The organism is Synechococcus sp. LA31 (genome assembly GCF_018502385.1).
Taxonomy (GTDB): domain Bacteria; phylum Cyanobacteriota; class Cyanobacteriia; order PCC-6307; family Cyanobiaceae; genus Vulcanococcus.
On sequence record NZ_CP075523.1, the window covers coordinates 56,670 to 71,215 of the forward strand.

Annotated in this window: 16 protein-coding genes and 1 pseudogene; 5 read left to right on the plus strand and 12 right to left on the minus strand. The window is 58.9% G+C overall.

Features of this window, described 5'->3' with window-relative positions; translation table 11 throughout:
- Positions 1-4: 4 nt before the first annotated feature.
- From KJJ24_RS00290 to KJJ24_RS00300, 3 genes are read left to right on the plus strand one after another with little or no spacing between them, the layout of a single operon-like run.
- Positions 5-892, plus strand: coding sequence for a sulfotransferase family protein (locus tag KJJ24_RS00290; protein ID WP_214339960.1), 888 nt, complete (start codon positions 5-7; stop codon positions 890-892).
- Entirely contained in the window at positions 889-1,797 is a 909-nt protein-coding gene (locus KJJ24_RS00295) for a hypothetical protein (protein WP_214339962.1), read from the plus strand. The genes KJJ24_RS00290 and KJJ24_RS00295 overlap by 4 nt, the downstream gene beginning before the upstream one ends.
- Positions 1,797-2,525 carry a hypothetical protein gene (locus KJJ24_RS00300; protein ID WP_214339964.1) on the plus strand — a complete coding sequence of 243 codons (729 nt, stop codon included), beginning with the start codon at positions 1,797-1,799 and terminating at the stop codon, positions 2,523-2,525. Before KJJ24_RS00295 ends, KJJ24_RS00300 begins: the two co-directional genes overlap by 1 nt.
- Positions 2,526-2,566: 41 nt before the next feature.
- Here the strand turns inward: KJJ24_RS00300 and KJJ24_RS00305 are convergent, their stop codons facing one another.
- The gene (locus tag KJJ24_RS00305) at positions 2,567-3,394 is read right to left on the minus strand and encodes a sulfotransferase (RefSeq protein ID WP_214339966.1); all 828 of its coding nucleotides are present in this window, start codon (positions 3,392-3,394) and stop codon (positions 2,567-2,569) included.
- Positions 3,395-4,176: 782 nt separating this feature from the next.
- On the opposite strand from KJJ24_RS00305, the gene KJJ24_RS00310 reads away from it, so the two are divergent.
- The gene (locus KJJ24_RS00310; RefSeq protein ID WP_214339967.1) at positions 4,177-4,413 is read left to right on the plus strand and encodes a hypothetical protein; all 237 of its coding nucleotides are present in this window, start codon (positions 4,177-4,179) and stop codon (positions 4,411-4,413) included.
- On the opposite strand, the gene KJJ24_RS00315 is transcribed toward KJJ24_RS00310, so the two are convergent.
- The 3 genes from KJJ24_RS00315 to KJJ24_RS00325 all read right to left on the minus strand — a co-directional run bounded on the left by KJJ24_RS00315 (position 4,397) and on the right by KJJ24_RS00325 (position 6,675).
- Positions 4,397-5,191 (minus strand): MlaD family protein, encoded by a 795-nt coding sequence (locus KJJ24_RS00315; RefSeq protein WP_214339968.1) that lies wholly within the window; start codon positions 5,189-5,191, stop codon positions 4,397-4,399. The two genes, KJJ24_RS00310 and KJJ24_RS00315, sit on opposite strands and share 17 nt — an antisense overlap.
- A complete protein-coding gene (locus tag KJJ24_RS00320) occupies positions 5,188-5,823 on the minus strand; it encodes a hypothetical protein (RefSeq protein WP_250544814.1) in 636 nt (211 codons plus the stop codon). The genes KJJ24_RS00315 and KJJ24_RS00320 overlap by 4 nt, the downstream gene beginning before the upstream one ends.
- Before the next feature lie 135 nt (positions 5,824-5,958).
- Positions 5,959-6,675 carry a YcgJ family protein gene (locus KJJ24_RS00325; RefSeq protein ID WP_214339969.1) on the minus strand — a complete coding sequence of 239 codons (717 nt, stop codon included), beginning with the start codon at positions 6,673-6,675 and terminating at the stop codon, positions 5,959-5,961.
- Between the two features lie 128 nt (positions 6,676-6,803).
- Here KJJ24_RS00325 and KJJ24_RS00330 point away from each other — a divergent pair, with 128 nt between their 5' ends.
- On the plus strand, positions 6,804-7,157 hold the full coding sequence (locus tag KJJ24_RS00330; RefSeq protein WP_250544815.1) for a hypothetical protein: 354 nt from the start codon (positions 6,804-6,806) through the stop codon (positions 7,155-7,157).
- Positions 7,158-7,292: 135 nt separating this feature from the next.
- Here KJJ24_RS00330 and KJJ24_RS00335 read toward each other — a convergent pair whose 3' ends face one another.
- The 8 genes and pseudogenes from KJJ24_RS00335 to KJJ24_RS00370 form a co-directional block, all read right to left on the minus strand.
- Complete coding sequence (locus KJJ24_RS00335) at positions 7,293-7,763, minus strand: hypothetical protein (protein WP_214339970.1); 471 nt, start codon at positions 7,761-7,763, stop codon at positions 7,293-7,295.
- Between the two features lie 57 nt (positions 7,764-7,820).
- Positions 7,821-8,411: an MliC family protein gene (locus tag KJJ24_RS00340; protein ID WP_214339971.1), complete on the minus strand. Its 591-nt coding sequence runs from the start codon at positions 8,409-8,411 to the stop codon at positions 7,821-7,823.
- On the minus strand, positions 8,405-8,743 hold the full coding sequence (locus KJJ24_RS00345) for a hypothetical protein (protein WP_214339972.1): 339 nt from the start codon (positions 8,741-8,743) through the stop codon (positions 8,405-8,407). The genes KJJ24_RS00340 and KJJ24_RS00345 overlap by 7 nt, the downstream gene beginning before the upstream one ends.
- Positions 8,744-9,036: 293 nt before the next feature.
- A pseudogene (locus tag KJJ24_RS00350) lies at positions 9,037-9,306 on the minus strand (Photosystem II reaction center protein); the annotation flags it as partial.
- 185 nt (positions 9,307-9,491) lie between these two features.
- Positions 9,492-9,740, minus strand: coding sequence for a hypothetical protein (locus tag KJJ24_RS00355; protein WP_214339973.1), 249 nt, complete (start codon positions 9,738-9,740; stop codon positions 9,492-9,494).
- A gap of 49 nt (positions 9,741-9,789) precedes the next feature.
- Positions 9,790-9,960 (minus strand): hypothetical protein, encoded by a 171-nt coding sequence (locus KJJ24_RS00360; RefSeq protein WP_214339975.1) that lies wholly within the window; start codon positions 9,958-9,960, stop codon positions 9,790-9,792.
- 87 nt (positions 9,961-10,047) lie between these two features.
- Positions 10,048-11,169, minus strand: coding sequence for an AAA family ATPase (locus KJJ24_RS00365; RefSeq protein WP_214339977.1), 1,122 nt, complete (start codon positions 11,167-11,169; stop codon positions 10,048-10,050).
- A 220-nt stretch (positions 11,170-11,389) separates the two neighbouring features.
- A complete protein-coding gene (locus tag KJJ24_RS00370) occupies positions 11,390-14,476 on the minus strand; it encodes an autotransporter domain-containing protein (RefSeq protein WP_214339978.1) in 3,087 nt (1,028 codons plus the stop codon).
- Positions 14,477-14,546 lie beyond the last annotated feature (70 nt).

The following is a 14,546-nucleotide window of genomic DNA, read 5'->3' on the forward strand; positions in this document are numbered from 1 at the left end:
CTTCATGCTCAGCCTTCAACCCTCGGATCCTCTCCCAGGCTTGCGTGTGCGCACCAATGCCGATTGGGCGGCGGTGCAGCAGGCGATGCAAGCCGGCGCCTCGCTCAGCCCCCTGCTCTCCCTCGGCGATGATGCGGGTTTGGTGTGGATTCCCAAGAATGGCTGCTCCAGCCTGAAGCGGGCCTGGCTGCAGCTGCGCTTTGGGGTGATGGCCAACGACGCGCTGCTTGATGATGTGCATGGGGCCGTGCAAGTGCACAACCACTGGCTCAGGCCTGAAGAACGCAAAGCCGTGGCCCAGCACAGGGCCATCGTCGCCATTTGGCGCGATCCGATTGATCGCTTTGTGTCGGCCTGCCGAAGCCATCTGGTGGAGCTCACCACCGGCCGGATTGTGGTCAAGCTGTGCAGTCACGCTGGTGGCGATGAGGAAGCGCTGCAGGCGTCGTTGCAGTTCCATCAGCAACTGTTCAGTCGGCATGGCGTCAGCAGCTTCAGTGATGACGCTGATCCTGTGGCTGTGATGAATCAGGTGGCGCAGCAGCTCCCCGCCTGGATCCCGTGCCACGTCGATTGGAGCCACCACACCCTGCCGCAGGTGAGCTTCCTGGGGGGTGATCCCTCGGATTACTCCACAATCCTGGGCATGGAGCAGATCCAGGGCCTGATCAGCCATTGGGCCCAGGCCTCCGGTGTGGCCCTCGACCTGGCGCCCCAGCACGTCTCCCAGCCCCTGGAGGCCGCCGATCCCTGGAGACGGTTGCGCCGCGACCAGCTCACCTCGGAGGCCCTTGCGACGCTGGAGCAGTTTTATGCCGCCGATTGGGCTTTTCTGGAATTAGCCCAGCAGCAACTGGGCGCCTGGCCGGCTCAGCAGCGCGAGGTGGCATGAGAGGCATCCCGGCCTTTCCACCGTTGTTGCGTGATCGCCCGGAAGCGGAACGGCAGCAATGGGTCCGCTGGGTGCTGGGTAGCCACAGCGATCAGTTCCTGCCGGAGATGGTTGCTGCGGTGGATGCGATGGAGCGGGACGATCCGATTGCCCTGGGCCAAACCGTGGTAGCCCCTGGAGCCCGAGGCGATGACCTTGTCGTCATCGCCTGTCAGCGCGGTCGCCACTGTGTGGTGTTCGACCAGCCGTTGCCCTGTCGTGTCGTGTTGTTCGACTGGACCGGGGAGGGCCTTGAGCCAGGCAGTAATCCCCAAGGCATTGATGTCATCAGCGTGGCGACCGAATGCAAGGGGCATTTGATGGAGGAAGCCTGGCGGCGTCTCGGTTCTCCGGCCTCTGGTCACTACATGGGTTTCATTGACGATGATGTGTTGCTGCGCAGCAGCGACATCCACACGCTGCTGGCGGTTGCGCGTATCCATCAACTCAGTGCGGCCCAGCCGGCGGTGAGTTTCACCAGTTCCCTCTGCCGCGAATACGGCTGGCTCCGCCAACGGGCCGGAAGCAGCCTGCATCGGGTGCCGATCGTGGAAATCATGGCTCCCTTCATTCGAGCTGATCTTCTGGATCTCGCGATCCCGTTTCTCCGTGGCGTGCGCAGTGGCTATGGCCTGGATCGTTTTGCCTTGCCCCTCTGTGCCGATCACCTCGGCGCCTGGCGGTTTGCGGCCGTTGATCTCACGCCGTTGTCCCATGTGCGCGTGTTTGGTTCACTCGAAAAGCGTTTCACCAATGGTTTGCTCAGCAAGGAGGAGGAGTTGCTGATCCGTCAGCGGTTGATGCTGGCGATGGGTTTTGATGTGGATCAAGTGCTTTATGGACGACTGGAGGGGGCAGCGAACTGATGACGGAGACTTCTCCTCTTTCTGTCAGCTTTGCTGCGGCTGCTGAATCTTCGGGTAGTGATAAGTTTCATCAGCATGGTTATCACCGCTTTTATCCCCGTCATCTTGATCGCTTTCGCCACCGGAAGGGGAATCTCGTGGAGATCGGTGTTGATGAAGGTAAAAGCCTGCAGCTTTGGCGCCAGTACTTACCAAACGCATTTCTTCATGGTGTCGATATTGGGATGGAAGGCGAAGGAGATCGCTTCCTGGTTCATCGCTGTGATCAGGGCGATCCTGGCCAGTTGCGAGTGGTTGCTGAGCGAATCGGGGCTGCTTTCGCGATCATCGATGATGGATCCCATATTCCCGAGCATCAATTGCTCACGTTTGATCTCTTTTTTAGCGCTGTGCTGGAACCCGGAGGGGTTTATATCCTGGAAGATATCGAGGTTTCGTACTGGCGGCGTGGAGTTCTCTACGGCTATCCAACCCGGTACGGGCTGCATTATTCACGCACTCTGATGGCGGCCATGAAGCTGTTGGTGGACTGGCTGAATCGTGAATTCCTCTCTGATGCGGATCGCTCTGTGTTGTCCACACGGTTGCAAGACGCAGGATTGAGCATTGCAACCTGTCATCAGGTAGCCTCAATTGAATTTGCGCAGAACTGTGTGATTCTGCGGAAGCGCGAGCCGTGGGAGCAGGCTTTTGATGGACGGCCCTATCAGTTTTCTGAGTACGTATAGGGGCCAAGCACGGATTTCTATTGCAGTTCAGTCGAGATTTCTCATGCTGGTGCAGAGCCAAACCGCTCATAAAACCAGCCATACCGCTGGCGAATCCAGTCGCAGAGGTGTGCGCATAGTACCTCTTCTCCGCGGCTCGGTTGAGGCTCTACCTTTCGACGGATTGTGTGATCGCCGAACACGCCATACACCTCATCATCTTCCACCGTGATTTGCTCCACATTGTTGAAATCGTGGTCTTCGTAAGACGGCAACCCCAGGTAGGCATAAAAGCGTTCCAGCTCTTGGCCGGGGTTGGCACAGAGATCCTCATAGCGAATGAACAACATCTGCTGATCGATGCCATGACGCAGGATCTCCAGTAGCCGCTCCATCGCCAGCCCCACTGGTGGCGTCACCACCCAATGATCCAGGCGTTTCTCCAGGCTGGTGTTCAACATCTCGCTGTGGTTCACCAGGCCTGGATCCCGCAGCGTGGCCTTGCGGTAATTACGTTCCATCGAGCAGAGAATGTCCACCGGATCGCGCAGCATGCACACGATCTTTGGGTTTGGATAAAAGGCATCCAAAAACGTGTAGTGCACCCCCCAACCGCGGCTTTTGTCCAGGAGCCAAGGCTTGCTTGTCAGCGCCGAGGCATAGCCCTCCAGCCCGCCGCGGCAGAATCCGATGAAGGCCCGCTCCATTTCATCGCGGTTTTGCGCTTTGAATTCCTCGCCCCGGCTGAACTGGCTTCGGGCTGTGTAGAGGAGATCCAGCAACCCCGATGTCGGTGTCACATGAAACTCGGGATTCTGCCCCACGATGTTGCTGAGCAACGTCGACCCTGAGCGCGGCAACGACGACTGAAAAGCGATCCGCGGCGGCATGGGTGGTGTGGTTCTTAACCCATCATCGCTCTTAAAGGCGATTCAGTGGCTTGCCATGCCCCTGCCTTGAGCTAGGGGACGTTGTTCGTGCTCAAATCGAGTCGTGATTTGCGTGAGCAAAGCCCGTTCGGCTGCCCATTGATCGCCGGTAACGGTCATCAGCAGCACACTCAGCTCCACCGGGTTTGTTGATACCGTGGTCTCGACCCCTTGGATGGCCGGTGCTCTTTGCCGATGCTCAGGGCTTGGCGCACCCTCTTGGATAGGGAAGCCGCGCATGCTTGCCCACGCAGATGCTGTTGAGCCCACCGATTTCATTGAGGGAGCTGAAGCCGTACTCCTTCAGTCCCCACATCGTTCCCGAAGTTATCTCGCGCATCTCTAATCCACCTGATTGGTCACGGGCCTGGCTGATCGGTACCCACTGAAAGATCGGTTGATCACCGTGGGCAAACTCGTGCAGGGGGTCTTGTAGTGGCTGGTTCTGGCAACGGGCGCTTCATCCCGTTGTGCATGGGCCGCTGCTGAGATCACCACCATCCCAACCACGATGAGTGCCCGGCACAGCTTGGTGGCATTGCGGTGGGTGTTCGTCATGGCTCGGAGGGCCTGGGCCCGGGCAGCTCTTGGATCCGCTCCATCTCAGCATCAACGCCGCACGGCGGTGCTTAGCGGATCGTGTTGCATCAGATCAGCGCAGCACTGTTGCCATCGCCGCTTGGCCGTGGCTATGGCCTGGATAGTGCTCAAGATCCCCTCCAATGAAGTCTGTTGCGCTGTTGATGGCTGGAAGCCTCCTGGTTGGTAGTGGTTTCGGAATGCATGCCTCGGCCATGGAGCCGATTGTGCTGGCCACCACCACACCAGAGGTGCAGCAGCCTGTGGCTCAAGAACAGAACCACCTGCAGGCCGCGTCATCGGAGATGCGCCAGGGCGTCACGCGTGATGGCGATCTGCCGCTGGAATTCAAGAAGCCCACAGGCCCGAAGGCTCATCACGTGATCAATCTGAGCTTTTAGGCGTTTCATCACTCAGCCCCAGCAGCTGCTGCACGGTTTGAAGAATCTTGCGGCTGCTGCTGGCCACGCGTTCGAGGTCTTGCAGTGTGCTGAGCAATAAGGGCTGGCTCTGTTGCAGGAGTTGCTGAGCTTGGCGGGAGGTTTGCTCGGCGCTGCTGCCGGTTGAACGCAGCTGTTGCAGTGTCTGCCGCAGCTGAGGTGTGGTGGTTGCCGTTTCCCGTTCTAGCGTGGAGGCCAGCTTGTTGATCCCGCGAAGGGTGGCGGGGATCTCATGGCTGGTGAGGCGCGTTGTGTTTTTGAGCGTCGCCAGCAGTTCGGTTTGCGTGTCGATCAAGCGATGCATCAGGTTGTTGATCGCCACGGGTTGCACATAGGGCAAGGTGCGCTCTGCCAATTTGGCGCCAGGTTCAGTGGCCTGTGGATCCGCGCTGATGATCACGAAGTGATCACCCACAACGCCTTCTTGGCCAAGGCTGGCCATGCTTTTGGGGCCAATCAGATCAGCATGCTGTTCTTGCACCCGCAGGGTGACTTTCACCTTGGCATTGGGTTCGAGCTGTAGGGCCTGCACCTTGCCCACGGGGATGCCTGAAATGCGCACGTCCTGCCCGGAACGCAGCCCTTCGGCATTGCTGCTCAACAGATGCAACAACACCCAGCGTGTGCCCCATTGCTGTTCGCGTGCCATCCCCACCACCAACGCAACTGCCAGCACCAGGCCGGAACCCAAGAACACATAGCGCTCGCGGAGGCTGTTCGGGGGGATGGTGGGACTCATTGCGGGCTTGCGCTTAGGTGCAAGGGATCGATCACGCTGATCCATAGCAATTTGAGTGATAGCAGCAAGAGAAATCCTTCGGCGAGCTGATCGCTCACCAAGAGGCCTGGATCCTGGCCGCGCAGCAGAGCACGTCGGCTACGCCATTGGCACCACCCACTCATTGCGGCAAGAAACACGCCTGCCCGCAGGCACGAGCGGGCTACATCCGGCAGCAGAACTCCATAGAGCAGATCACGAAATTCACCCACCAGATCGCTACGCGGCGTTCCCAGCACCCCGCCACACATCGCGGCTGCCAGAAACAGCAACTGGAGCAGAGCGCCCGCAAGACCTGCCGCTGCGAGCCGCTCAACGCGGTAGGCGTCTCCCACGACTTGAAGACGCTGGATCCAACGGGGCAGGAGCAGTGCCAGCGCAAACAGCGCCACCATCATGGGCCCCACCAGCTGCAGCACTAGCAGGATTAATAACTCCAGGCTGAAGCGGCTGGTTTGTGCCAGTGGCCCGCTGGCCAGCTGCACAATTCCAAGACCCACCACGAAGCCGGCGACAATCACAGGACCACCGCAACGCTCGCCATAGCGCTCAGCCAGCTTGGCCATCGCGGAGAGGCTCTGAAGGCCAGCCATCGCTTTCATGATTCCCTTGATCATTCCGTGATGTGCGTGCACCAGGCACGGCTTACCGCGAGGGCCAGGGCACGCACGGTTGGCTACTCAATTGCGCTGTGGCCGATGAAGCCGATGTGACGTCCCAGGTCGCTCTTACTGGAAAAGAGTATTGAGCAGGTTGCCGAGGGCATTGCCCACAGCGGCATCGCGGTTGCTAGTGGTGTTGCGGTTGGAATTCTCTTGGGTGGCCACCAGCTTGTAGTCACCGAAGCGGAAGATACCGGTGTTGCCGTGGTCGATGAAGGTCACCGGCCAGGTGCCACCAAAACCATCACGAGTCTGGAAGCCCCCACCCACTTGCTGGAAGGTGTAGGTGTTGCCGTTCTGAAGTTGCACCTCGTAGCGGTTCTGGCCGCCCTGGCTCACCTGCTTGAGTAGGCAGGGGCCGTCGTAGACGCGTTGGCTACCGCGGCTGAGGCTGCAAAGCCCTGTATCTCGGCTCACCTGGGCCTGGCCGGGCCTGGTGCTGGAGCCGAACAGCTGATTGGTGAGTCCGGCTGCCACGTTGCGTTCACCCCATCCGTCGTTCCAGCAGGTGCGCTTGGCCACGCTGCAGGCCTGGCCAGTGCTCAGGCGGAAGTCGCGGCTGCTGGTTTGGCTGAGGTTTTTGGAGAGATGGTTGGCGGCCTTCTTGCCGTACACCTCTGAGGTGATCCCGATGGAGGGCCCGTAGCTGTCGTAGCAGGTTTTGCCAACCGAGTCGCACACCACGCCAGGACGCGGGTAGCTGAGGCTGGCGGGTTGGGCGAGGGCTGCGCTGCTGATCACCAAAGGGAGGGCTGCTGCCAGGGTCAGCGTGTGTCGGAGCATGGCGAGCAGATCCTTGAGGTGATTGGCAAACCCTAGTGAGCAAGAGTTTGGTTGTCTTGTCTCCTGCTGAGTCTTGCGCTGACAATCCTGGTTGGTGTCATCACAATGACGCCAACCAGGATTGTGTGATGGCAGGCGGTAGTAAGCGACGTGATCGGCTAGCGGCTGGGATTCTCTCCCTTGCCATGGCGACCTGCATGCCGGCGATTGCCAAGGCTGAACCGCAGCAGGCGTTGGCGATCTTGCTGCGTGAGCTCCATGCCAAGCCACTTGGGCTTTACGACGGGGTGCGTCTGTTTCGCATCAACCAACCTGGCGGCGGCACCCTCACCCTCACGGTGAGCTGCGAGCGCGAACAATGGCGTGTGCAAAACAGCGACAGCGCCAAGGGGCAGCCGAGTTTCTACGACACGCCCTTTCTCTCCGCCAAAGGCATCAACCGCACCTGGGTGTGCACGGCGCCAGGGAGGGTGTTGGAGTGACTGCGGTTCAGCTGGCGGCCATGGCCTGGGCTTGAGCCATGGGGAGTTGGTCGCGCTCAAACCGCGCCACGATCTGAGTGAGCAGAGCCCGTTCTGCCGCCCACTAATCGTCGGCATGGGTGATCAACAGCACGCTCAGCTCCACAGCCAGCTCCTGGTGTGGGGGAGCGGCACGGTGAGCTCGATCCCGGAGCGAAGGCGGGTGTGATTCACCACGTGCTCCAGCAGCAGTTCCGAGAGTTGTTCGGCCTGACGGCATAGGGCTTGATTGGCATAGAGCAGCCGTAGCTGCGCATTCACCACCGACTGCTCGCCATGCAGCTGTGGTGACGCCACCACGAGTGCCGGAACCCCAAGGATTCGGATCGGCGCCACCTCGTAGCTGCCGGCGCTGCGGCTGCCCACAACGTGCCGGCTGCCGCGTACGTATAGGCCGTAGAGGTTGGATTCGCGGCAGCGGGGATGCTCGCCGATCACCGCGATCTCCAGGGCTTCGAAGGCCAGGCGGAGCTGCTGCCATTCCTGTTGATCGGTGCGTTCGCGGTGATTGGGCCTGAACAGGGGGATCGGCAGCACAAACGCGAGGGCAAGCAGTGTTGGGATCATGGAAGGCACTTGATCGGTTCTGCTCGCTCAAGGCATGTGATTCATCAGTGTGTGAGCTCAAGGGGCCTTGCACTGCAGGAGTTGGCCGTTCCAGTTGATCTGCGTGCTGCCCTGGTGCTCCCAGAGCTCCACACCCGCAGCGCTGTAGCGAGCGCCGCTACCCGAAGGCGCGATCGGAACCACCAGGGTCTCGTTCCCAATCGCGAGAACAACGCTGGGGGGATCTGCTTGGTTCAGGAACACCACCGATACAGGCGCCGTGATTGGGCCAGAGCACTGAAGCGGTTTGCGCCAGAACACTTGCAAGGTGAACTCCCCTTCTCTGGTGAAGCGGATGCCATCGGCGTTGTCAGCATGTTGGTGGCTGATCCCGTGTTGATTGGCCGCGAAACTGAACGTTCCATGTGGCTGCATCGACACTGTTATGTCTCCATCGCGTTCCCTGAACGCACACGGCCCTCGCTGAATCGGTAGCGTGTCATCGTGGCGTCTCAGGAGGCAGTAGGCCTCTAGCCCACGCCCCTCGGCCGCCCGATGGCCTTTCATCGCCTGGCCGTAGATGAAGCCGATGATGTAGCCCTGGCCCCAGTAAAGGGCGGCTACGGCGGCACCGATGCAGGCTGCCGCCGTGGCCAGTGGTTTTACCACTGCTTGAACTCGTTCACCGTGCCGTCGTAGTTCACATTGCAATAGCCCTTGGCTGTTTTGCCGTCCACGGCCCAGTTGAAGCTGAGGCCGCTGGCCTTCACGTCTTTCATGGTCATCGCGCCGGAATCGAGGCTTTGCTTCAGCGTGGCGCCGAGGCTGATCCGCGCTTCAGCCATGCTCACGTCAAATTGCTCCACCACGCGCAATTTGCATGCGTTGCCTAGACGCTGGCTGACAGCGTCGAGTTTGTTGGCCAGGGCTGGGGCACTGATCACGGTGACTAGTCCGGCCGTTAGGCCAAGGCTGATCAGATGAGGTAGGGGGCGTGTCATGGCGAAGTCGGAGCTCACCGCATTCTGAACATTGGAAAACCTTTTTCACCCCATGGATCGAGTCTTGCGAGTTGGGATCTGAGACCAAGCGGTTGTGGTGTCGTTGTGTTGCTCGCAGTCATCACGGCCAGCGCCAGCTTCCGGTCCGGGTGCAGATGTCGCCAGTGGGACTGCCTGGCCAGGGCCTCTCGCAGGCTGATTTTGATCAGAGCAAAATGCTCTCGGGTCATCGGTGCAACCAAAAATCCCCGCCTTGCGGCGAGGGTTTGAGGACGAACGAGTGATCGAGGCGATCAGTCGAGGACGGGCATGGTCAGAGTGGGCTCGGCCTGACGGACGATGCCTTTCTCGAAGCCAGCAGCAGCGACGCGGGCGCGGCCGGCGTGCCAGAGGTGGCCCACCAGGAAGAAGAAGGCAAGCATGAATTGAGCCGCAGCCAGCCACTGGCGGATGTTCACGAATTTCACCGAGTTGGGCTCGGTGATGATGCCGCCCACCGAGTTCAGAGAGGCGTTGGGTGCGTGGGTCATGTCTTCAGCCGCACGGCGCACTTGCCAGGGCTCAGCGGCCGTGATGTCAACAGACCTGGCTGCAAACAGATGGCTTTTGGGGCCACCATCTCATAGCTGCACGGGATTCTGCCGCCTGCTGCTCCTCAGGCGTGGTGGTAGCCCATTGATTGTGGATGCCTGCACTGCCGGTGTGTTCTGGATGCGCCTGCTGCAGCCAAAGGCTTGGCAGATGTGGCTCAGTCGAGTGCAAACACGTTGATCCCAGGGGCAACCTCACGCATCTCGCGGATCTCCTCGTCGATGGCCGCAAGGATCTCCTGGCTGTAGTCGGGGTGTTGCTTGAGCGTACGCACGATGTTTCGCACGCTGTCCACTGACAAACCACCATGCAATACCTGCTGATGAATCTGTTCGCGGAACTGCTGCAGAGCCAGCTCTTCTTGTGGTGATAGGGGGCGCTTTGGCGCGGGATGGTTGATCTCCATGTTCTCGCGAGCAGACCTCGCTTGAACCGTAGAGAGGTTCAAGTGATCTTCAAGGTTTCAGGGCCTTGGGTTTACGAAACAAACCATGCTGGAGCGGTAGGGGCGTGGCTTGCGCGGGGCGCCGCGCCGTGGCATCAGCGCAGCCGCTGAAGCACTGCCGTGCCAGCAGCGCCACGTCCTGAAGGAGCAGCGGCACCGGTGTCTTAACCGAAGCCGTCAAGCCAAAGTGGCGATGTTGGTAGCAGCGTTTGCGTGGGTCCAAGCTCCAGGCTTCCCTATCCAAGAGGTTGCGCTGCGCATTAAGCACTCACACCTTGTTTGATTCCGGCCAGCGCCAGCTGCCTCGCTCCAGCGTTGTTTGTGCTTGCACCTGGGTGGCCCCCAGCTCTCGTTCGAGTTGGAGATGCCGGCATTGGGGCTGTTGGGCCAGGGCGTTGATCAGCGCTGGGGCATGGGCGATCACCCACACCTGCGTGCGCTCGGCCGCTGCGTGAATCAATCGGGCTAAAGGGGCCAAGAGCTCTGGGTGCAGGCTGCTTTCCGGTTCGTTCAAGACCAACAGAGGCGGTAGCCGCGGGCTGAAGAGCGCCACGGTGAGGAGGAGATAACGAAGTGTTCCATCGGAAAGTTCCGCTGCCTCCAGCGGCCGCAGTAGCCCTGGCTGATGCACATGCAGGCGAAACGATCCGCCATCGGTTTGAACACTGAGATGACAGCCCGGGAAGGCATCATCCATCGCCTGTTGCAGACCGTTGCCATCCCCGTTTTCAAGAATTGTCTGCACAGCGGCTGGTAGATCACCACCATCGCCGCTGAGGGCAAAGCAACGGGTGCCCACCCGCGGCTGTCTGGCTGGCGCCTCAGGATCGGTGCGGAAGCTGTCGTAGAAGCGCCAACTGAGTATCTGCTCACGTAGCAGCATCACCTCCGGTTGTTGATCAGGATCAAAGCCGCGTTGAAACAGTGATTGATCGGGATGGTGTTGAGGCCCTGAGCTGCTGAGCACCGCCCTGGGGTGGAATCCCTCGCCCGCCCAGATCCATTCCCCTTTGAGCTGGGGATCAAGGGCAAAGGCGCTCTGTCGTTCCTGTGGGTAACCCAGTTCCACGGCATAGGAGAAGGGCTCGGCCGCAAACCCCAGCCGCAGCCGCACCGCCTGTTGGCGCGGACCTCCTTGAACGGGCTGCTCGCCTTGGCGCATCGCCCGGCTGAGGCGCTCCGGTCCAGCCCACATCACGGCTGGCAGGCCTCCCTCCTGGGCCAACGCTCCCACCATCGTTCCTCGAGCTGCGGCTGTGAGCAATCGCAGGGCCCGGTAGAGGTTCGATTTGCCACTGCCGTTGGCGCCGGTGACCAGCGTGAGCTGGCCGAAGGGCACGACCACGTTCTGCAGAGAGCGATAGCCGCTCACGGCGAGACGGTGAATCATCGCGTTTGTTCAGCCTGCAGCCTCATCATTCCCTTCTGCTCACACGTTGTCCTCTGGCTGCAGGATCGATCGCAAGGGCCATGCAAGCCACCACTTCCTCGTGCCTGAGATTGTGCGCGCATTGGGCATCAGCAAGGTAGCCGTTGACCAGCTGCGCCGTTTGAAAGATTGAATCATTGATTGCTGAGCAGGGAATGCTCAAAGCATTCCCCTGCAGCTCTCACCAGCGCAGCTTGAGCCCCCCGCCATAGCTGAGCTCGTTGCCATTGCTCCAGAAGGCACCACCCACGCCGGCATAGAGGGAGAGGGCTTCAGACGTTTCGTATTCCAGCGAGAGGCCCACATCAAGCGCATTAGCCCCGCGGTTCTGACCGAGCACATCAACAGAGCCGAGGGCCGGCACGTTTGCGAAGGAAGCGGTGAGCTGGTGCTCCTCGTTGGAATCACCGTTGAAGTCGTACTCGTAGCCGAGGGAGAGGCGCGGGATCAGGCGTGATGTTTTGCCAGTGACGATTGGCGTCTCGATCTGGAAGCCGATGCCGTAGATGAGGGAATCGGCGGTGTGTGAGTTGAGGGCCAGGTTGAGGGAGTCAGCGCCGGTTTCCGAGAACGCTCCTTGGTTGTGGAGGGCGTAGGAGAAGAAGGTGTTGGGCTTGATGCGCACAGCGGAGCGGCTGGTTTTATCGGAGGAGAGCACCCAGTCGTATTCGGCTGCCAGAGCTGCTGTGAAACCATTGCCGCTCCAGTTGGCATTGGCGGTGCGGTTGAGCCCCCCGAAGTTGATGTTGCGGTCTGATTCGTACTGGAGGTTCATGTAACCGGCCAGCGCCGTGAACTTCCAGCTCTCGGATGGGCGATAGATGCCCCATGCAGCACCGGAGTAGGTGGAGGATTCGATGCGAACGTCGGCGTATTCGTAGTTGTAGAGATTGGCACGCCCGTAGCCAAAGGCAGCACCAGCACTCCAGTTGCGATTGAAGTCGTACTGGAGGCCGTAGGAGCTGGAGAAGATGTTGTAGTCGAGGGAAGCGAGATCGTTGGTGCCGTTGAGGGTGGCTTGGGTGTTGGTGCCATCGATCAGCAACGACCAGGGCGTGAGCCTTTGAACGGTGCGCGGCTTGCAATCGGGCTGGAGCTGCTGGGCGCCATCGGCACGGGGCTCGACGTTGCCATCAACAGTGCAGACCTCTTCTTCTGCAATGAAGGGAATGGCCTTGGTGCCAGAGGTGAGGGCGAGTGTGTTGGCACGAAACTGCTCCATCGCTTCCAGGGCCACTGATTGCATGGAGGCGTAGGGCTCAGCGGAGATGGAGTGGAGGGCTTGGTTGAGCTGTTGCCGGGTGGGAACAGCAAACAGCGCAGCGATCACATTGGCGAAGTCAGGCGTGACGAGCGCTGCACTGGTTTGATTGGTGGTGTAGCCGGTTGTGCCGATTGCCTTGCCACCCGTTACACCAGATGTGACAGCTGCACTGACAGAAGCCCAGCCTGCATCGAGTGCCTTGGCAGTAGCCACTGTGTTGTTGTTGTTGCCAGAAGCCCCTGTGCCAGGCTTGTTCTGCTGCTGACAAGCCGATGCAGAACCACCGTTGCTGGTGCAGGTGTTGGTGTTGGAGTTGGGATTGCCGGATGAAGCTGTTGTAATTGCCCCACCAGTCTTATTGACGTTGGCAATGGTTTCCTTTCCGGGCAGCTTGGTGGTATTCGGATTTAGTGGTTGACCGGTTGTGGGATCATTCTTTACCCAGGCGAATTGCAGCTTCGTGCAATTCTTTTGAATATTGGGATCCGAGCTGGTGCAGGTGGCGTAGTAGTTGGGATCGATTTTGCCAAAGAGTTTGTCTGTTTCGCGCGCGAAGGTGAAACCAGATGAGCCAATAACATTAAGACTGGTTGTCAGGCCAATTCCCTCTCCAGTTGAATCGGCACCGGTAACGTCAATAGCGGTATAGATCTTGTTGGCAGAGATGGGTGCACCTTGATAGGAGCTGATGTTCAGCTTGCCTCCCAGGAGTGCAACACGGTTAGGGCCTGTGATCTTCAGCAGGTCAGAGTCTGATCCGTTGACATCGATATTGAGGCTGGCGCTGGGATTTGTTATGCCCTGGAGGTAGTTGCCATCCACGGTGAGCGTGCCGATGTCATCGTTGCCCGGGGATACATTGCCTTCATTGATGACATCTCCAAAAATAGTTCCTGTACCCTGTAGTGTCCCCCCAGTTTCTACCGTGGTCTCTGATGTGATGGATCCGATGATTGCGAGTCTCCCACCTCTAATGATTGTTGCTCCTGTATATGTATTTGTTCCGCTGAGAGCCTGAAGGTTGCTGCCAGTTTTGATGATTTTGCCTTTCCCTGAGGAGTCTATGATCGAGCCTGTAAATACTGCCGGGCTCGATGATGCGCTGCCAAGGGATAGACTATTGCCTTCTAGGTTCACGGTAGCGGTCCCGTGGGTCGACCTTAGTGAGGCAATTGTTTCGTCGCCGCCTAGGATGGCTAGCTTGCTGTCGGGAGAAAAAAGGTATACATCTGAGGAGTCGGGTATGGCACCATAGCGGCTCACTAAAGTACTATCTCCGTCGATAATGGTGATTCCTGTATAGGTATTTCTGCCGCTAATCTCGATGTAGTTGCCGTTCGGTCTGAAGGTGATGTTTCCTGATGCGCCTGACGCGTCGCTAAAAATACCTGAAAACTTAACGGGAAATCCTTTGTTGTTGATGGCATTGTCGGTTGAGCTGCTTAACGTAAAATCTTGGTTATATGTCTGATTGTCTTGGTCGACAGTAAGCGTTCCTCCTTCGAACTGGGGCAGTAATCTGCCTGAAGACAGGTTGCTACTTACATTGTTATTGGTGCCATTAATGTTTCCCGCTGGATTGATCGGAGCAGTCGTCGGTGTAGGTGGAGCGGGATTAGGCACCGGTGATCCAAATGCCCATGGGAAAACGTTGCTATTGGATGTAAATGCTGCAAAACCATCGGAACTGCATTGGGATTTGTCTAGAGATGAGCAAACACCGTATACAGTGGTTTGACCTGCTTTGTAGGCGAAGTTTACAATCTCTGTATCTCCGTATTGCGCACTCCAGCTATCCCTAAAGTCTTTGGCGAGCCACTCATCTCCCCACCAGGGAGAGTTTTCGTATCTTGGATCCTGTTGTGCAGTATTCCAGGGTTGCTTGTTAGGCCCGTAGCCAACTGTGTAGGTTTTGTTGTTGACGGTTATTATATTGGGGTTCGCTGATGCGGCTTGTGGGTTGCCTAGGTAGCAGAGCGCCAATGGCACAAGGGTTGTGCCCATGAGTGAGTGCAGTGAGACTCTTATGGCGTTGCTCAAGACTTGATCTTTTTGAATTTTTCTATTTTATTCT